The following is an 18033-nucleotide window of genomic DNA, read 5'->3' as shown; positions in this document are numbered from 1 at the left end:
CGCCGCCATGACGACGAATGCACTGAAGGAAGAAGAACTGGACCGGCTGGCCTGGCGCTGCGTCCGCTCTTCGATGGTCGGCGTGGCGGCGTTGTTGGTGTATTTCAACGCGAAGCATGGCTGGATCACCGCGCCGGCGTATCGCCACGTCAAAGGTGTGTGGCTCGAGTCGTTGATGCCTACGCTGAAGCCCTACCTGCCCCACATGGTCCTGGCGCTGGGCGTCGGCGCCTTGGTCGTGGCTGCCTACTGCGGCCTCCGCTATCTCTGGATCAGTAGGAAGCTCTGAGGGCGTACGAGGCGATGTGGGTGACGGCTCGCCTCTGCCTCCGATCATCTGCCGATCAGTGCGAACACCCGCCGCAGCATTGACCGGCCTTGTGTCCGCGCGGTTCGCCTTCGCCGGCTTCGGCATGTTCGCCGGCTTCCTTGAGGATGGCGATCACGCGCTCGGTGGGCAGGGTGGTCATCACCATCAGGCGGCCGGTGCCGGCCTCGAGGGTGACTTCGGCTTCCGGATCCCAGGCGCGCAGCGCGTCGGTCATGGCCTGCTGGCGCTGCTCGGTCGGGGGATGGGCGTGATCGGACATCGGGCTTCCTGTGCGGGTGGGTGCGCGCATGCGCGGGTGGGAGGACTGTAGGGGCTGGCGGCACGGGCGGCCTTGACCCGGATCAAGGCCCCGCGGGCCGCCGGATCGCGTCCGGCCTGACCCACGTCAAGGCGGTGGCGTGGCGGGAAGGGCACGCTGGCCGCATGAAGATCGACGTCGTTCCCCCGCCCCGTCCCCGCGCCGCGCCATCGCCGCCAGGACTTTCCCCCGCGTGGCTCGCGCATGCGCCGCACCGGCTGATGTTCTTCGTCGGCGCCGGCAACGTGCTGCTGGCGATGCTGTGGTGGACGCTGTGGCTGGTGGCCACGCGCTGGGGCCTGTGGGCGATGCCGGAGACGCCGATCTACGCGGGCTGGCTGCATGCGTTCCTGATGCAGTACCTGGTGCTGCCGAGTTTCATCTTCGGTTTCCTGCTGACCGTGTTCCCGCGCTGGATGGGCATGGCCGACCTGAAACGCTGGCACTACGTCCCGGTGGGCCTGGGCTTGATGGGCGGACAGCTCGCGATCCTGCTCGGCGTCGCAGGCTGGCAGGCGGGACTGACCGTGGGCCTGTGGATGGCGCTGGCCGGCTGGACCACCGCGCTGCTGACACTGGGCCGACTGCTGGCCGACGACACGGCGAAGACCTGGCATGCGCGCTCGTGCTTCGTCGGGTTGCTGCTGGGCTGGCTGGGGCTGGTGATGTTCATCGCCTTCGCGCTGGGCGCGTCGCCGACGTGGGCGTTCGCCAGCATCAAGCTCGGCGGCTTCGGTCTGCTGCTGCCGGTGTACGTGACGGTGGCGCACCGCATGTTTCCGTTCTTCGCCGGCAACGTGGTGCCGGGCTACGTGCCGTGGCGTTCGCTGCCGTGGCTGGGTGCGGTGTGGGCGCTGTTGATGATGCACCTCGGGCTGGAGCTGGTGCACGCGTACGGGTGGTTGTGGTTGGCCGACGTGCCGCTGCTGGTGCTGACCGCCCGGGCCGTGCACCGCTGGTGGCCGCGCGGCCGCATGCCGGGACTGCTGGCCGTGCTGTTCATCGGCACCGCGTGGCTGCCGATCACCTTCCTGTTGTATGTCGTGCAGAGCGTGACGTTCCTCGCGACGGATCACTTCGTGCTCGGACGCGCGCCCATGCACGCGATGTTCATCGGCTTCTTCGGCAGTTTGCTGGTGGCGATGGTGACGCGGGTGACGCAGGGCCACTCAGGGCGACCGCTGGTGATGCCGAAGGTGGCATGGTTCGCCTTCGTCGCGATCCAGGTCGTCGCGGTGATGCGCATCGTCGCCGACCTCGCGCCGGACGCGATGGCGTGGCAGGCCGCGGCCGCGGTAGGTTGGCTGCTGGCGCTGGCGCCGTGGGTGGGCCGGATCGGCGGGATCTACCTGCGTCCGCGCGCCGACGGGCGGCCGGGATGAGCGCGATGATGGCCTTCTACCCCGACATCAAGCTGGTCCATATGGGCGCCGCGATGACCAGCGGCGCGTTGTTCGCGCTGCGCTCGCTCGCATTGATCGCCGGAATGCGCTGGCCACGCGCTGCCGCGGTGCGCTACCTGAGTTACAGCATCGACACGGTGCTGCTGACCGGCGCGATGATGCTGTTGACGATCCTGCCGGCCGGCCTGTTCGCCAACGGTTGGCTGGTGGTGAAGATCGCCTTCCTGGTCGCGTACATCGGGCTGGGCATGGCGGCCTTCCGTCCCGCACGCGGCCGCGGTGCGCGCGCCGCGCTGGTGGCGGCGGCGGCGCTGTGCTTCCTGCAGGTGTATGGCATCGCGCGGGCACACGATCCGCGGGGTTGGTGGCTGTGGCTGGGGGGCTGAGCCGGATGGACGACGTGTTCGATACCGCACGGCTGCCCGAGGCATTCGCACCGTGCGCCTGCTGCGTGCGCGAATCGCTGGATGCGGCGGGGCTGTCGCTCGAGTGCGCACCCGCCGTTGACGACAGGAGCGACGACGCATGGCGCATGGACTGACCCTGCTGCGCATGGACCTGCGCCACCTGGCCGCACCGGAGCCGATGGAGCGCATCCTCGACTGCCTGCGCGGCCTGCAGCGCGGAGAACGACTGGTGGCGATGACGCCGTTGTTTCCGGCGCCGCTGCTGCCGATCCTCGACCAGTGGGGATTCGCCTATCGCGTGCGCGATGCCGAAGCAGGCAGTGCCTGCATCGCGATCTGCCACGTCGCCGACCGGCACGCGCTGGAACCGCCGCAGGCGGCATGAGCGGGCTGGCGTTCGCGCAGGCGCCGCCGCCGTCGCTGCCGATGCGTTTCCTCGCCACGGCGCTGGCATGGGGCGGCGTGGCCGGCCTGTGGTTGGCCTGGCATGGCGAGGTCGCACTGCTGTCGCGGTGGACGCCGGCGACGCTCGTGCTGGTGCACGTGTTCGCGCTGGGCCTGCTCGGCAACGCGATGCTGGGCAGCCTGGTGCAGTTCCTCCCGGTCGCCGCCGGCAGTCCGTTGCCTTGCATGCGCCTCGTGCCGGGACTGCACTTCGCGTTCAACCTCGGCCTGGCCTTGCTGTTGGCGACGCTCGCGATGTCGTCGCATGTGCTGGCAGTACCCGCTGCGTTGTTGCTGGGGGGATCACTGGCACTCTTCGCCTCGCTGGCGCTGGCGGCCGTCGTGCGCGGACGCGGGGCGCGCGTCGTGCGCGAGGGCATCGGCATGGCCGTGCTCGCGTTGCTGGCGACGGCGCTGCTGGGGCTGCTTCTGCTGGCGGCGCGCACGGGCTGGCGTGCGCCGGCGGCACCGGGCGTGGTCGATATGCACGCGGCCTTCGGCGTTATCGGCTGGGCGATGGGACTGCTCGCGGCCGTGGGCGCGGTGACGCTGCCGATGCTGCAGGGCACGCGCGCACCGCCGGCCGCGGCCTCGCGAGCCTGGCAGATCGCGCTGCTGCTGACCGTGGGCATCGTCGTGGCCGCGCGCGCAGGGGTTCTTGCGGCGGAGGCCGCCCGTATCGCGGCGTGGCCGTTCGTCGTGTTCGCGATGGCGGTGTTCGTCCTGCAGGCACGCGCGCCGCACCGGCGCAACGCGAAGCTGCGTGCGTTCTGGCAAGCGGGCTGCGCCGCCCTGCTCCTTGCCGGAATGCTCGCGCCGTGGCCTGCCATCCCGGTGATGCTCACCGGTGCGCTGGTACTCGGCGTCGGCCTGTCCTTGCCGGTGGTGGGCATGGCGATGGAGATCACCGGCTTCCTGACCTGGATCGCCCTGCGCCAGCGGGTGCCGCGCGGCGTGCGCGTGCCGGGCGTGGGCAGCCTGTTCGACGAAACCCGGAAGCAGCGTGCCTTCGTCATCCAGGCGATCGCAGGCGGACTGCTGGTCGCCGCCGTCGCGATGCCCGCGCTCGCGCGCATCGCAGGCCTCGTCGTGACGCTGGCTTATGCGGTGAGCCTGCACGCGCTCCTCCGCTGCTGGCGGCTCTCGATGACGTGGCAGGCGCCCGGTCCCGGCTGATGCGCCGGCGCCGCGCGCACGGGGCTCAATAGCGCAGGTTGAGTTTCACCCAGGCGGTGCGCCCGGGCTCGTTGATGCGCACCGGGTCGGCCGGATAACCGAAGGCGCTGTTGCCGCCGAGATTGAGGTGCTCGCTGTAGGTGCGGTCGAACAGGTTGTCGATGCCGGCGGTCAGTTGCAGGCGATCGTTGAAGCGATAGCCGCTGTTGAGGGAGAACACCGCGAAGCCCGCGCTCGGCCCGAGGTCACGGCCGACGATGTTGCCCTGCTGTGTACTGACGCGCTCCTGCGCGGCCGCCACGCGCCACAACGCGCCCCACGACCACGGCCCGCGTTCATGGCTGACCGAGAAACGCGCCTCCAGCGGCGGCATCTGCGGAAGCGCCGTGCCGGTATCGCGCACCGCACCCCAGGCGTACGACGCGGCGCCCGACAGCTTCCAGCCTTGCGCCGGACGCCAGTCGATGCCGGCCTCGCCACCGCGGATGTCGGCATCCACGTTATGCGCACGGGTACTGCTGCCCATCATCCCGGTCGAGTAGTCGAACAGGATGAAATCCTGCACGCGTCCGGCATACAACGATGCCCACGCATCCACTTTCGCGCCCTTGAACTGCAGGCCGACATCCAGCTGCGTGGTGCGCTCGGGCTCCACGCCCGCGAAGGCGTTGGCTGCACCGACCGGGCCGCGCGTAGGCGAGAACAGCTCCCAGTAGTCGGGCATGCGCTGCGTGTGGCCCAGGCCGGCGTACGCGCCCCAGCGGCCACCCAGGTCGTATTCGTAGCGCACGAAGGCGCTGGGCAGCGATTCCTCGCGCGTCATGCCGGCGGTGGGATTCGGCATCGGCATCATGCCGCCGGTGGTCACGCGCAGGTCCTGCGCTTCGGCACGATCGAGGCGCACGCCGCTCATCAGGTGGTGCGTGTCGGTGATGTGCCAGTGCGACTCGGCGAACGCGCCCCAGCTCTGGAACTTCGCGTCCACCCGCCAGGGCACGGCGAGGTAGGCGCCGCGACCGCTGGCGCTGCGCTGACCATGCCGGCTGTCGCGCAGGTCCAGGCCGGTGGTCACTTCCCAGCGACCCGCTTGCCAGGTGGTCGCGACGCGACCGCCGCGCGTGCGGTGCGCCACGTTGCTGGCCATCGGCATCGGCATGCTGCTGGCGGGGTCGGGTTCGCGCAGGCTGTAGTTGTCCATCACGTGGTCCACGTCGTTCTGGTAGACGTTGGCGACCACGGCGTCCAGTACGCCGCCGATATGCTTCTTCTCGAAGCGCAGGCCCAGGCTGTCGCGGCGGAATTGCGCGCCGTCCATGCCGCGACCGGCGTAGCGCGCCTGCGCATCGCCGATGCCGGCGCTGAGTTCGAGCACGGTGTTCTCGTCCGGCGTCCAGCCGAGCGCAGCGTCGGCGTTCCACTTCTTCCAGGCGGACGGCACGATGTCGCCGTTGCCGTCCTCATAGTCGTCGGCCTCGGAGCGGTTGGCCGACAGGCGCGCATAGCCGCGCGGGGTGCCGGCGCTGAGGTCGAGCACCTGGTCGTTGCGGCCGTGGCTGCCGGCCAGCACGCTGCCGGACCCCTGCACGCCCGGTTCGGCGAAGTACGGAATCTCGCGTTCGAAGCGCACCGTGCCCGCCGACGCGCCGCCGCCCCACAGCACCGTCTGCGGCCCCTTGATGACGACCAGCCGGTCGTAGGTTTCCGGCGCGATGTACGAGAGCGCGTTGTCCATGCGCGCGGGGCAGGCGCCGCTCATCGCGCCATCGTTCGTCATCAGGTTGATGCGCGAACCGAACATGCCGCGCAGCACCGGATCGCCGTTGGTGCCGCCGCTGCGCAGCGTGGAGAAGCCGGGAATGGTCTTCAGGTAATCGGCACCGTCGCTGGCGGGCACGGGCTGGCGCGGGAGCTTCGGATCGGTGATGACGGTGGTGGCCATCGCGGGCGCGACACCCACCACCACAACGTCGTCCAGCGTGGTGACCGGCAGCGCGTCGGCGTGCGCGCCGGCGTGCGCGTCCTGCGCATGGGCGGACACCGTGTGGGCGAGTGCGCCGATCAGGGCGACGGCAAGCAGATTTCGGTTCATGGCGCGGTGCTCCTCATGGATGCATCCATTGTCGGGATGCACCCTGGAGTGCAGATGCGACACGGTGTCGCAGGCGGCCGCGCGCTTGACCTTGGTCAAGCCTGCGCACGAATCCGCGCGATCGGCATGCGTCGATTGATCCAGATCAACGTCGTGGGGCGCGCGCATTTCCACCATGGCCACACACCCACCCACGACCGATCAAGGAAAAGCGCCATGAAACGCCTGCATACCTCGCTGCTTGCCTGTGCCCTCGCCGCATTGCTCGCCGGCCCCGCCTTCGCGGGTGGGGAAGGCGGCAAGATCACGCCCGCCGGCGAAACGATCCATGCCGTGCTGACGGCACCGCCGATGGTGCCGCCGCCGCTGACGCGCAAGACGCCGGCCCACGTCGTCGTCGATCTCGAGATGATCGAGAAGGACATGCGCATGGCCGACGGCGTGACCTACAACTTCTGGACGTTCGGCGGCACCGTGCCGGGCAGCTTCATCCGCGTGCGCAAGGGCGACACGGTGGAGTTCAAGCTGAAGAACCGCCACGACTCGCACATGTCGCACAACATCGACCTGCATGCGGTCACCGGCCAGGGTGGCGGCGCGGAAGCCACGTTCACCCTGCCGGGCAAGGAAACGCAGTTCTCCTTCAAGGCGCTGAATCCCGGCCTGTACATCTACCACTGCGCGATGGCGCCGGTCGGCATGCACATCGCCAACGGCATGTACGGCCTGATCCTGGTGGAGCCGGAAGAAGGCCTGCCGCCGGTCGACAAGGAGTTCTACGTGGTGCAGGGCGACTTCTACACCGAAGGCGCGTACGGCGAGCCCGGCCTGCAGCCCTTCAGCCTGGAGAAGGCGATCGACGAGCACCCGACCTACGTGGTGTTCAACGGATCGGTGGACGCATTGCAGGGCGACAACGCGCTCAAGGCCAAGGCCGGCGAGACGATCCGCATGTTCGTCGGCAACGGCGGCCCAAATCTGGTCTCCAGCTTCCACGTGATCGGCGAGATCTTCGACAAGGTCTGGACCGAGGGCGGCAGCAAGTACCAGGAGAACGTGCAGACCACGCTGATCCCCGCCGGCGGTTCGGCCATGGTCGAGTTCAAGGCGGACGTGCCGGGCAACTTCGTGCTGGTGGACCACAGCATCTTCCGCACGTTCCACAAGGGCTCGCTGGGCATCCTGAAAGTCGAGGGCGACAAGAACCCCGACATCTACACGGGCCAGCAGCACGACATCGAGTACCCGGAAGCGAAACCGGCCGACAAGAAGTGAGGAACGGATGAAACGGACGCTGCCCCCGACCGCCTCGCTCCTCCTGCTCGCCATGGCGTCGGCGCTCGCCGTCGCCGGCGACGCAGGTAGCGGCTACCGGTGGATCGAGGGCGGCGACTTCCGTTCGTCCGTGCGCTATGAAGAGTCCACCCGCATCGTGCGGGTGGCGTCGTTCTCGCTGATGGCGCAACCCGTCAGCAACCGCGACTTCGCCGCCTTCGTCGCCCGCGAGCCGCAATGGCGGCGCGACCGCATTCCTGCCGTGTTCGCCAGTCCGGGGTATCTCGGCCATTGGGCCGGCCCGGATGCGCCGGGCGATGGCGTCGATCCGGAAGCACCCGTCGTGCACGTCAATTGGTATGCCGCCGATGCCTATTGCCGCGCGCAACAAGCGCGGCTGCCGCGTTTCGTCGAATGGGAGTACGCGGCGGCCGCCGATACCGCGCGCCGTGACGCACGCCAGGATGCCGCATGGCGAATGCGCCAGGTCAACGACGGCACGCCGCACGCCATCGATGCGGCGCCCGACGCGCCCGCGAATGCCTACGGCATCCACGGTCTGCATGGCGCGCACTGGGAATGGAGCGAGGACTACGCCTCGCTGCTGGGCGACGGCGATCGTCGCGGCCAGCAGGACGGGGACGCGCTGCGCTACTGCGGCGCGACCGCCATGAGTTTCAACGATCCCGGCGACTACGGCGTGGTGAAGCGCTTCGTGCTGCTGTCCGCGCTGCAACCCGACGCCACGCTGGGCAACCTCGGCTTCCGCTGTGCAAGGAGCACGCCATGAAGATCGCCTCCCTGTTCCTCTCCGCCTTGCTGGTACTCGCGACGCCTTTGCAGGCGCAGTCGCTGCCCGGCGATTCGGTCTACCACCTGCAAGCCCGCACGCAGGACAGCCACGGTGCGCCTGTGGCGTGGGCCTCGCTGCGCGGACAGCCGCGCCTGGTGTCGATGTTCTACACGAACTGCCACCTGATGTGCCCGCTGATCATCGAGAACGCCAAGAGCGTGCAGAAACAGCTGTCGCCGGCCGAGCGCCGGCAGCTGGGCATGGTGATGGTCAGCCTCGATCCCGGCCGCGACACCCCCGATGCGATGCAGGAGGTGGCCCGGCGCCATCGCGTGCCGGAGGGATGGCAGTTCCTGACGCCGGCGGCGAACGACGTCCGCGCCATCGCCAGCGTGCTGGACGTGCGCTACCGCTTCCGCGACGACGGCAGCATCAACCACACCAGCGTGCTGGTGCTGCTCGACGCCGAGGGACGGGTGCGCGCCCGCAGCGAAGTGACGGCGGCCGCCGTCGACCCCGCCTTCCTGATCCAGATCAAGGCGCTGCTCGCCGGGCCGTGATGACATGGCACCCACAGCCCTCCCGATTCCATCCCTTCCTCCAAGGAGCCCCACCATGAAACTCTCCCGTACCTTCGCCGCCATCGCCCTGCTCAGCGCCGCCGGCATGGCCCAGGCGGCCGGCAACTGCACCGTCAGCCTGAAGGGCGATGACGCGATGAAGTTCGACCTGAAGGAGGCCACCGTCTCCGCCAGCTGCCCCACCATCACCATCGAGCTGACCCACAGCGGCAAGCTGCCGGTCACCGCCATGGGCCACAACGTGGTCGTGTCCAAGACCGCCGACCTGGCCGCCGTCGCCCGCGACGGCATGAAGGCCGGCGCGGCCGGTGCCTACGTGCAGGCCAACGACGCACGCGTGATCGCGCATACCGCGCTGGTCGGCGGTGGCCAGAAGACCAAGATCACCTTCCCCGGCAAGAAGCTCACCGCCGGCGGGGACTACAGCTTCTTCTGCAGCTTCCCCGGCCACTCCACGATGATGAAGGGCAAGCTGGTCGTGACCAAGTAAGCCGATCCGACGCGCCGCCCACCCGGGCGGCGCATCCGTTTCAGGAGTCTTGCGATGGAATACGTCATCCACGTGGGCGCGCGACCGGTCGACCTCGCCATCCTGGCGCACCATCTGGTGGACCTCGATCCTGCCGTGCTCATCGATCGCGACGTGATCACCGGCGATCTGCGCTGCGCGACCAGCGCCCTTGCCGTGGAACTGTTGCTGGCGTTCGCGCATGCCGGTTACCGGCTGAGTCCCGATGACATCGTGCGGCTGCCGTCGGTCTGCTGCGGCGGGTGCAGCGGTTGATCAAGGATCAGAAGCCGCGCGAGAACCCGATGAACAGCGAGGCGCTGCCGTCGGTGTCCGGCTCCAGCAGCGGGCTGTCGGAGATCTCGTCCGGCAGGCTGCTGTAGCGGGCGAAGCCCATGACCGACCACTTCTCGCCGATCGGGCGGAAGTACTGCACGCCGATGTGCGGGACGGTGACCGCGCCCGGCTTGTAGTCCACCACGCGGCGCGCGACTTCCTCGTCGAGCGTGCCGTAGTAGTAATTCGCCATGTCCTTGGACTGCCAGGTGACGCCGATGTTCGGCGTCAGTTGTCCGCGGCCGATCTCGATGGGGTAGCCGTACTGCAGCGACACTTCCTGGCCTTCGCTGGTGCCGGTGGCGTCGGCCAGCAGTTCGACTTCCAGCTCGCCGCCGCGGCCCTTCCACGTCATGCCCAGGCCCAGGTCAAAGCCCATGTCGCGGTCGTCGAGCAGTCGGTAATCCAGACCGTTGCGGGCCAGTTCGACGCGGCCGAGATCATCGACCTTGAAACCGTCGAAGCGGAACTTGCCCAAGGCGCTCAGTTCGAACGCACCGGTATCGATGAAGCGCCAGCCGGCGGTGATGCCGCGGAAGTAGAAGCGCTCTCCCTCGTACGACACCAGCGGGATCGGCTGCACGTCGGTGCCCTCGCCGGCATAGGGGCTGTCCTTGATCATCGCGCCCAGGCCGACGCTCCAGCGCGGCGGGCCGCCTTCCGGCGGGCCATCGCCGTCTTCCTGCGCGAACGCCGCCAAGGGCAGGCTGGACAACAACACGGACAACAGGAGCTTCTTCATGGGATGCGCGACCTTGTCTGGGGTGGGATGCCGCGTTCGCGACGCGGTCAGCGCATGCTCGGATGCGTGGCGGCGAACGGCCACGGCAGGATGGAGGGGCGATGTCGCCGCAATGTCGTGCGCGGCGGCGGCGCGCTGAATGCCGGCTGTCGGCGGCCGTTACAGCGGGATGATGCTGGCGGACACGTCCAGGCGCGCGCGCGTGCCGGCGATGCCGCCGGCGTCGATATCGAGCTTCCAGCCGAAGCGGTCGCAGATGCGGCCGATCAGGAACAGGCCCAGGCCCTGGCCGCGCGGCGGCGTGGCCTGGCGCAGGCTGTCGCGGTAGCGGCGCGCGGCTTCCACCGGATCGAAGCCGCTGCCCGAGTCGACGACGGCGATCACGCCGTCGGCCAGGGTGACGTCGATGGCGCCGGCCTCGGTGTGCTCGATGGCGTTGCGCACCAGGTTGCTGACCGCGATGCGCACCATGGCTTCCGGTGCGGCGAGGTAGGTCGGCGGCAGCGCGCCGATGCGCAGCTGCGTGCTCCGGCCTTGCAGCAGGTGTTCGTGGTCCCGCACGACGCCGGGCAGGCATTCGTGCAACGCGGTGACATCGGCCGGTTCGTCGCCGGCCTCGGGTTCGCGCGCCAGGTAGAGCAGCGCCACCATCGTCTCGGAGAGGCCTTCGACCGCATGCTCGATGCGGGCGAGCGCCGGACGCGACGTATCCGGCAATGGCATCTGCTGGAGCACGTCGACGGCGCCGGCGATGACGGCGATGGGCGTGCGGAATTCGTGGCTGGCCTGGTCGAGCAGGCTGCGCTCGCGCTCGATGAACTGGCCCACGCGCTCCAGGTGCACGTTGCTGGCCTGCGCGATCACCTGGATCTCTTCGCGCAGGTAGGTCGTCGGCAGGCGGGCGCTGCTGTCGCGCGGATCGATGGCCTGCATGCGGTCGGCCAGGTCGCGCACGGGGCGCACGAGATTCGTGTGCAGCCAGGCGATCACCGCGCCGATCATCAGCGCGAACGACAGCGCCCACGCCACGCTCCACAGCGAAGTGCGGTTCTGCTGGTCCTCGATCTCGCCGATGTCGAGCGCGGTGATCAGCCGGCCCGGCGGCAGCTCGACGACCACCGAATGGAAGCTGCCGTGTCCGTCGAAGCTGTCGAGCGCGGTGAAATTGCGAAACCCGTTTTCGGTGGAGTAGTAGCCCGGAGGCAGGTCCGCCAGGTACGACGGCGCGGACGTGGCGCGCTGGCCCGGGGCGATGTACCAGGAGCGTACCAGGCCGGTCTGTGGCAGCGTGTCCGCTTCGCCCGCCCGCACGCGCGCGGCGTGGTCGGCCGATACCGAGCGCAGCAGGTCGGCCCAGTAGCGGTGTTCGATCAGGCCCTGGCTGCTGAAGTTCTGGAACGTCAGCGAAGCCATCATGATCAGCCCGAACACCACCAGCGCCACGGTGATGCCCCCGTGCACGCCGCGCGGCTTCGCGAGCAGGGCGCGCAGCCTATTCAAGCGCGTACAGCCGGTAGCCGGTGCCGGGCACCGTGTGCAGCAGCGTGGTTTCCGGCGGTTGTTCCAACGCACGGCGCAGCACGTACATGTGGGAACGCAGCAGGTCGGTGCCGGGCACGCCTTCGCCCCACGCGGCGCGCTCCAGCTTCGCGCGGCTGACCACCTGCGGGCTTTCGCGCATCAGCAGTTCCAGCAGGCGCCGCCCGGTCCTCGTCAGCACGATGCGGCGCGCGCCGCGATGGATCTCCATCGTGCCCATGTGGAACGTCAGGTCGCCCACCGTCAGGATGTCCTCCGGTGCGGCCGACTGGCGCAGCCGCGTCACCAATGCACGCAGCCGGACTTCGATCTCCGGCAGCGCCACCGGCTTGACCAGGTAGTCGTCGAGGCCGGATTCGAAGCCGTCGATCTTATCGGTCAGCTGGTCGCGCGCGGTGAGCATGATCACCGGCACCTTCTTCTTCGCTTCGCCACGCAGGCGGCGCAGCACGGTCAGGCCGTCCAGCCGCGGCAGGTTCCAGTCGAGCACGATCGCATCGTAGTCCTTCGACGACGCCAGGTGCAGGCCGGACAACCCGTCCGGCGCGGCGTCGAGCACGTGGCCGCAACCTTCCAGGTAGTCGTAGAGGTTGGCCGCGAGCTGCGCGTTGTCCTCGATGATCAGAATCGACAGGGATTCCCTGCTCATGGCGCGTGCGCCTCGCGGTGGGCGGCCGGGTGCGGTATCGGGCGCAATGGGCTGCACATGGTTCAGTACAGCGCGGCGATGCCCGCGCGCTCGACCCACTGTAGCACGGCGTAGACGGGCAGGAAGGCGAGCAACAGCAGCGTCGCGTTCAACGAATATTTCAGCAGCACGTACGCGCCGCGATGGCGCGACTTCATCGTCACCGCGCGCTCGCGCAGCGGCGCGACGCCGGCGAACACCGCGGTGAGCCAGCCGCGTGGATCCCCGTGCGTGTTGGGCACCGCAAGCGCACGCGCGAGCTGCGCGTAGCCGAAATTGAAGGCGCGCCCGGCCGCGTGCATCGGCCGCTCGACATCGCACATCAGGATCAGGCGGATCTGATCGGTGTCGTTGCGCGCGTAGTGCGGATAGGTCTCGTCGAAGACGAAGTCCTCACCGTCGCGCCATGACAACGCACGACCATCGACGTTGATGAAGCAGCGATCGTCGTTCGGCGTGGCCAGGCCCAGGTGGTAGCGGAAGGAGCACGCCAGCGGATCGGCATGCAGGCTGAGCTCCGCACCCGGCGGCAACACCGAGAACATCGCGGCGCGGATGCCGGGCACCTGCGCCAGCAGCCACACCGTCTCCGGGCACAGCCGTTGCGCCGACGCATGCGGCGTGCCGTACCAGGCCAGGTAGAACTTCCTCCAGCCGCGCCTGTAGAACGTGCGGAAGCCCAGGTCGTGGTAGCCCGGCGACCCCGGGTGGGCGGTCGCGTCCAGATGCCCTGCGCGGTACAGCGTCAACGCTTCGTCGCGGATGCGCGGCCAGTGCGCGCGCAGGATCGAGATGCCGTCGAGATAGCCGCGGTCGATCACCGGCTGCCGCGCAAACCGGCGCGTGGCCATGTACAGCACGCAGTTGAGCGGCGCGAACACCGGCCAGCTCTTGCGCAGGTATTCGCCGAACCCGGCATAGCGCCGCCGGCCACGCCAGCGGTAGACGTAGGCGATGCTGCCGGCCACGTACAGGCCGAGCAGGGCCAGCGCGAGAGTGCTGGGGGTCATGGGACGCACCTTGGACAAAAAGGCGCGGACGACGGGCCTTGCCGTGCCGTCGCCGCGCAAGAAAGAAGGGACGCTGCGTCCGTGTCGGGGGCCGGGGTCATGCGCGGGCCTCGGCGGCACGTGGGGAGGCATCGTCGCGACGCAGGCCGATCCATGCGCGGGCATGGCGGATCGCATCGTCGACGCCGCTGTACACCACCGGGATCACCAGCAGACACAGCACGGTGGAGGTGAGCAGGCCGCCGATGACGACGATCGCCATCGGTGCGCGGAAGCTGGGGTCGGCACCGACGCCCAAGGCCACCGGCAGCATGCCGGCGCCCATCGCGATGGTGGTCATGACGATCGGCCGCGCACGCTTGCGACAGGCATCGACGATGGCGCGGGTGCGGTTCATGCCGTGGTCGCGCCGCGCGATCACGATGTAGTCGACCAGCAGGATGGAGTTCTTGGTGGTGATGCCCATCAGCATGATCAGCCCGATCATCGACGGCATCGACAACGTGGCGCCGGCGACGAACAAGGCGAGGAAGGCGCCGGGAATCGACAGCACCAGCGCGCACAGCACGGTCAGCGGCTGCGCGAAGTCCTTCAACAGCAAGACCAGCACGGCGTAGACGCAGAGCACGCCGGCGAGCATGGCGACGGCGAAGCTCGCCACCAGTTCGCCCATCACTTCCGCATCGCCGGCCGCGGCCTGCACCACGCCGCGCGGCAACGCCTGCAGGCTGGGCAAAGCGGCAGCCGCCTCTTCCACGTCGCCCAGCGGCCGCCCGTTGAGTTCCACCTTCAGCGTCACGTTGCGCATGCGGTCGAAGCGCGTCAGCTCGGACGGGCCGCTGAGCAACTGCAAGTCCGCCACGCTTTCCAGCGGCACCGGTCCGCGCGCGCCGGGCACCGGCAGGCGCCGCAAGGTGTCGAGATCGTCGCGGCCTTCATCGGCCAGGCGCACCACCACGGAGACCTGTCGCTCGCTGAGGTTCAATTTGGCCAGGTCCTGCCGGTAGTCGCCGGCGGTGGCGATGCGCAGCGTTTCCGCGATGGCCGCCGAGGTCACGCCCAGGTCGGCGGCGCGGGCGAAGTCGGGGCGGACCACCAGCTCGGGCCGCACCACGCTGGCGGACGAGGTCACCGCACCGATGCCGGGGATGCCGCGCAGTTCGCGCTCCACCACGCTGGCATGGCGCATCAGCGTCGGGCCGTCGTCGGAGGCGAGCACCAGTTCGTAGCCTTCGCTGTCGCCACCGGCGCCGACGCCCACGCGCGCGCCGGGCAGCTGGACCAGGTCCTCGCGCAGGCGGCGTTCGATCGCCTGCCGGCTGACCCCGTCGCGCTCGGCGCGCGGCACCAGGTTGGCGGTCAGCACGGCCGTCGCGACGCTGGCGATCGCGGCGCCCTCGTCGGGATCGCCACCGCGCGTCGGCGCGCCGATGGCGGTGTAGACCGAGACGACCTGCGGATGCGCGCGCAACAGCGTGCGCGCCTGTTCGGCGAGCGCGCGGGTGTCCTGCAGCGTGCTGCCCGGCGGCAGGGTCAGCGTCACCTGGGTCTGGTTGCCGTCATCGGGTGGGATGAATTCGCCCGGCAACACCGCCGCCACGCCCAGGCCGAGGACGACCAGCAGCAGCGCCGCCGCGGCCGTCAGCGCGCGGTGCCGCAGGCAGGCGCGCACGAGGTGCAGGTAGCGGGTGATCCAGCGCGGTGGCTTGTGCGCGCGTTGCGGCGCCTTCAGCAGGTAGGCGGCCATGGTCGGCGTCAGCATGCGCGCGACCACCAGCGAGAAGAACACGGCGATCGCCGCGGTCCAGCCGAACTGAACGAAGTACCGTCCCACCGTGCCGCCCATCAGCGAGGTCGGCACGAACACCGCGATCAGCGTGAACGTGGTCGCCACCACGGCCAGCCCGATTTCGTCGGCCGCCTCGGTGGCGGCGCGCAGCGGCGGCTTGCCCATCAGCAAGTGGCGTTCGATGTTCTCGATCTCGACGATCGCATCGTCGACCAGCACGCCGACCACCAGCGACAGCGAGAGCAGCGACACGGTGTTGAGGGTGAAGCCCATCAGGTGCATCACCGCGAACGTCGGGATGGCCGACAGCGGCAATGCGACGGCGGCGATCACGGTGGCGCGCCAGTCGCGCAGGAAGCAGAACACCACCAGCACCGCCAGGGCGGCGCCTTCGTACAGCAACATCATCGAGCCGTGGTAGTTCTCGGCGACCGGATCCACATGATTCACCGCTTCGGCGAAGACGATCTCCGGATGCGCGGCGCGCAGCTCGTCGATCACCGCGCGCGCGGCCTCCGCCACGTCGATCTCGCCGGCGCCACGGGCGCGCAGCACGTCGAAGGCCACCACCGGGCGGCCGTCCATCTGCGCCATCGACCGCGGCTCGGCCGAGGTATCGGTGACCGTGGCCACCTGGTCCATCCGCACCCGGCGACCGTGGCTGAGCGCGACGTCGAGCCGGGCGATGTCCTGCGCGGCCTCGACGGTGGCGATGGTGCGTACCGACTGCTCGGCGCCTCCCACGTCGACGCGGCCGCCCGAGGCTTCCTGTTGCAGTTCGCGCAGCTGGCGCGAGAGATCCGCGGCGGTGGTGTTCAACGCGAGCAGGCGGGTCGGGTCCAGTTCCACCCGCACTTCGCGGTCCACGCCGCCGACGCGCGACACCGCGCCCACGCCGGGCACGGCGAGCAACTGCTTGCTCACCTGGCTGTCGATGAACCACGACAGCGCTTCATCGTCGCGGGTGGACGACGCGACCGTGTACGTGAGCACCGGCGTGCCGGCCAACTCCATCTTGGTGATGACGGGGTCCTGCAGGTCCGCCGGCAGCTGCGCGCGCGTGGCGGAGACGGCATCGCGCACATCGTCCATCGCCTGCTGCACCGGCTTGCCGACGCGGAATTCCGCAGTGATCGTGGCCACGCCGTCGGTCAGCGTGGTGATGACGTGCTTCAACCCCTGCACGTTGGCCAGCGAATCCTCGATCTTGCGGGCAACGTCGTTCTCCAGCTGCGCGGGCGACGCACCCGGCAACGCGGCGGTGACGGTGACGACCGGGAAGTCGATGTCGGGGAAGTTCTGCACCTTCATCGCCAGGAAGCCGCCGGTGCCGGCCAGCGTCAGCAGCAGGAACAGCAGCGTGGTGGCGACCGGGTTGCGGATCGACCAGCGCGAGACGTTGAGGTTCACGGCGCGCTCCGGGCCGGCGCTTCGGCATTCGTGCGCGCGGGGTTGCCGTGGCGCACGACGGCGGCGGCTTGCGGCGACGCCTCGAGCACGCGCACCGAGTCGCCTTCGCTGAGGAAGCTGAGACCGGAGGCGATCACGCGGTCGGCCGCCCCCACGCCGCGGGTGATCTCGATGCGGTCGCCGATCCGCCGACCCACTTCGACCTTCACCGCCACCACATTCGAGGTAGCGCCCACGCGCATCACGTAGTGGAACCCGTCGCGCAGCAAGACCGCCGTCTGCGGCAGGGTGAGCGCCGGGATCTCGCCGACCTTGACATGGCCGGTGACGAAGGTGCCCGCACGTACGCCGCTGTCGCGCGGCAGGTCGACGTAAACCTGGCCGCTGTGCGTTTGCGTGTCGATGTCGGGCGAGACCATGCGCAGCGTGCCGCGGATCGGCGCGTGGCCGGACACACGCACCAACGCGAGCTGTCCTGGCACCAGCGCGTCCAGGTCGGACAGCGCCACGCGCGCGCGCCATTCCAGGCGTCCGTCCTTGATCATGCGGAACAGTTCCTGGCCCGCCGGCACCACCGCGCCGACCGTCGCGGTACGCGCGGAGATGATGCCGTCGGCCGGCGCGAGCACGCGCGCATGCGAGAGGCGCACCCGTTCGCGTTGCGCGGCGGCGCGGGCGGCGTCCAGGCGTGCGCGCGCCACGGCGGCCACCGCCAGGTACTGGCTGATCTGCTGCGCCGACATCGCACCGGAACCTTCCAGCAGCTTCGCGCGGCGCGCATTGCCGTCCGCTTCCTGCGCCTCGGCCTGGGCCACCGCGACCGCGGCCTGCGCTTCCGCCACGTCGGCCTGCACGAGCGCGGCGTTGAACGTGGCCAGCACCTGGCCGCGGACGACGAGGTCGCCGACGTTGACGTGCACGTCGGTCAGGCGCAGGCCTTCGGTTTCGGCACCGATGGTCGCTTCCTGCCACGCCATCACGTGGCCCGTCGCCGGCACCCGCAGCGGCAACGGTGCGGCGCGCGGCGTGGTCAGGACGACCGACATCACCGGCATCGGCGCACTCGACGCGGGCACGTCGTCGGCGCGCCCGGACGCAAGCGCCAGCACGACGGCGAGGACGCCGATGACGATGGCCGCGATGACGAGAGGACGACGGTGCTGGAGGAAGGGCATGGGCATGGGGAGGGGCGCGCGTCGGGAGGGGCTTGCGCC

The 18033-nt window shown here is 69.6% G+C and carries 19 protein-coding genes; 11 read left to right on the top strand and 8 right to left on the bottom strand.

What is annotated here, in order from left to right:
- Positions 1–7: 7 nt before the first annotated feature.
- A complete protein-coding gene (locus BLT45_RS01740) occupies positions 8–289 on the top strand; it encodes a hypothetical protein (protein ID WP_093294360.1) in 282 nt (93 codons plus the stop codon).
- Positions 290–344: 55 nt separating this feature from the next.
- Here the strand turns inward: BLT45_RS01740 and BLT45_RS01735 are convergent, their stop codons facing one another.
- Positions 345–590, bottom strand: a complete 246-nt coding sequence (locus BLT45_RS01735; protein WP_093294357.1) for a hypothetical protein — start codon at positions 588–590, stop codon at positions 345–347.
- Positions 591–754: 164 nt separating this feature from the next.
- On the opposite strand from BLT45_RS01735, the gene BLT45_RS01730 reads away from it, so the two are divergent.
- From BLT45_RS01730 to BLT45_RS01715, 5 genes are read left to right on the top strand one after another with little or no spacing between them, the layout of a single operon-like run.
- Positions 755–2011 (top strand): NnrS family protein, encoded by a 1257-nt coding sequence (locus BLT45_RS01730; protein WP_093294354.1) that lies wholly within the window; start codon positions 755–757, stop codon positions 2009–2011.
- Positions 2012–2016: 5 nt separating this feature from the next.
- Positions 2017–2418: a SirB2 family protein gene (locus tag BLT45_RS01725; protein ID WP_093298364.1), complete on the top strand. Its 402-nt coding sequence runs from the start codon at positions 2017–2019 to the stop codon at positions 2416–2418.
- 5 nt (positions 2419–2423) lie between these two features.
- Complete coding sequence (locus BLT45_RS18270) at positions 2424–2573, top strand: hypothetical protein (protein ID WP_175455692.1); 150 nt, start codon at positions 2424–2426, stop codon at positions 2571–2573.
- On the top strand, positions 2558–2824 hold the full coding sequence (locus BLT45_RS01720) for a DUF2249 domain-containing protein (protein ID WP_093294351.1): 267 nt from the start codon (positions 2558–2560) through the stop codon (positions 2822–2824). Before BLT45_RS18270 ends, BLT45_RS01720 begins: the two co-directional genes overlap by 16 nt.
- Positions 2821–4059, top strand: a complete 1239-nt coding sequence (locus BLT45_RS01715) for a hypothetical protein (RefSeq protein WP_093294348.1) — start codon at positions 2821–2823, stop codon at positions 4057–4059. Before BLT45_RS01720 ends, BLT45_RS01715 begins: the two co-directional genes overlap by 4 nt.
- Before the next feature lie 25 nt (positions 4060–4084).
- On the opposite strand, the gene BLT45_RS01710 is transcribed toward BLT45_RS01715, so the two are convergent.
- On the bottom strand, positions 4085–6148 hold the full coding sequence (locus BLT45_RS01710) for a TonB-dependent copper receptor (RefSeq protein WP_093298361.1): 2064 nt from the start codon (positions 6146–6148) through the stop codon (positions 4085–4087).
- Between the two features lie 216 nt (positions 6149–6364).
- Between BLT45_RS01710 and nirK the strand changes: the two genes are divergently transcribed.
- Genes nirK through BLT45_RS01685 form a run of 5 tightly spaced genes read left to right on the top strand, consistent with a single transcriptional unit; the run spans position 6365 to position 9581 of the window.
- On the top strand, positions 6365–7423 hold the full coding sequence (gene nirK, locus BLT45_RS01705) for a copper-containing nitrite reductase (RefSeq protein ID WP_093294345.1): 1059 nt from the start codon (positions 6365–6367) through the stop codon (positions 7421–7423).
- A 7-nt stretch (positions 7424–7430) separates the two neighbouring features.
- Positions 7431–8213 carry a formylglycine-generating enzyme family protein gene (locus BLT45_RS01700; protein WP_093294342.1) on the top strand — a complete coding sequence of 261 codons (783 nt, stop codon included), beginning with the start codon at positions 7431–7433 and terminating at the stop codon, positions 8211–8213.
- Positions 8210–8776, top strand: a complete 567-nt coding sequence (locus BLT45_RS01695; protein WP_093294339.1) for an SCO family protein — start codon at positions 8210–8212, stop codon at positions 8774–8776. The genes BLT45_RS01700 and BLT45_RS01695 overlap by 4 nt, the downstream gene beginning before the upstream one ends.
- A 55-nt stretch (positions 8777–8831) precedes the next feature.
- Positions 8832–9287, top strand: coding sequence for an azurin (gene azu / locus BLT45_RS01690; RefSeq protein ID WP_093294336.1), 456 nt, complete (start codon positions 8832–8834; stop codon positions 9285–9287).
- A 54-nt stretch (positions 9288–9341) separates the two neighbouring features.
- Positions 9342–9581, top strand: coding sequence for a hypothetical protein (locus BLT45_RS01685; protein ID WP_093294334.1), 240 nt, complete (start codon positions 9342–9344; stop codon positions 9579–9581).
- 7 nt (positions 9582–9588) lie between these two features.
- Here BLT45_RS01685 and BLT45_RS01680 read toward each other — a convergent pair whose 3' ends face one another.
- From BLT45_RS01680 to BLT45_RS01655, 6 genes are all read right to left on the bottom strand, one after another.
- Positions 9589–10383, bottom strand: a complete 795-nt coding sequence (locus tag BLT45_RS01680) for a MipA/OmpV family protein (RefSeq protein ID WP_093294331.1) — start codon at positions 10381–10383, stop codon at positions 9589–9591.
- Between the two features lie 159 nt (positions 10384–10542).
- On the bottom strand, positions 10543–11883 hold the full coding sequence (locus BLT45_RS01675) for a sensor histidine kinase (RefSeq protein WP_093294328.1): 1341 nt from the start codon (positions 11881–11883) through the stop codon (positions 10543–10545).
- Complete coding sequence (locus BLT45_RS01670) at positions 11876–12556, bottom strand: response regulator transcription factor (protein WP_217629543.1); 681 nt, start codon at positions 12554–12556, stop codon at positions 11876–11878. Before BLT45_RS01670 ends, BLT45_RS01675 begins: the two co-directional genes overlap by 8 nt.
- A gap of 77 nt (positions 12557–12633) precedes the next feature.
- The gene (locus BLT45_RS01665) at positions 12634–13620 is read right to left on the bottom strand and encodes an aspartyl/asparaginyl beta-hydroxylase domain-containing protein (RefSeq protein ID WP_093294322.1); all 987 of its coding nucleotides are present in this window, start codon (positions 13618–13620) and stop codon (positions 12634–12636) included.
- A gap of 97 nt (positions 13621–13717) precedes the next feature.
- On the bottom strand, positions 13718–16819 hold the full coding sequence (locus BLT45_RS01660; RefSeq protein WP_093294319.1) for an efflux RND transporter permease subunit: 3102 nt from the start codon (positions 16817–16819) through the stop codon (positions 13718–13720).
- Positions 16816–18000: an efflux RND transporter periplasmic adaptor subunit gene (locus tag BLT45_RS01655; RefSeq protein WP_217629520.1), complete on the bottom strand. Its 1185-nt coding sequence runs from the start codon at positions 17998–18000 to the stop codon at positions 16816–16818. Before BLT45_RS01655 ends, BLT45_RS01660 begins: the two co-directional genes overlap by 4 nt.
- Positions 18001–18033: the final 33 nt, after the last annotated feature.

Source organism: Pseudoxanthomonas sp. CF385, from assembly GCF_900104255.1.
GTDB lineage: Bacteria > Pseudomonadota > Gammaproteobacteria > Xanthomonadales > Xanthomonadaceae > Pseudoxanthomonas_A.
The sequence above is the reverse complement of the archived record's forward strand: the minus strand, read 5'-3'. Positions and strand labels throughout refer to the sequence as shown.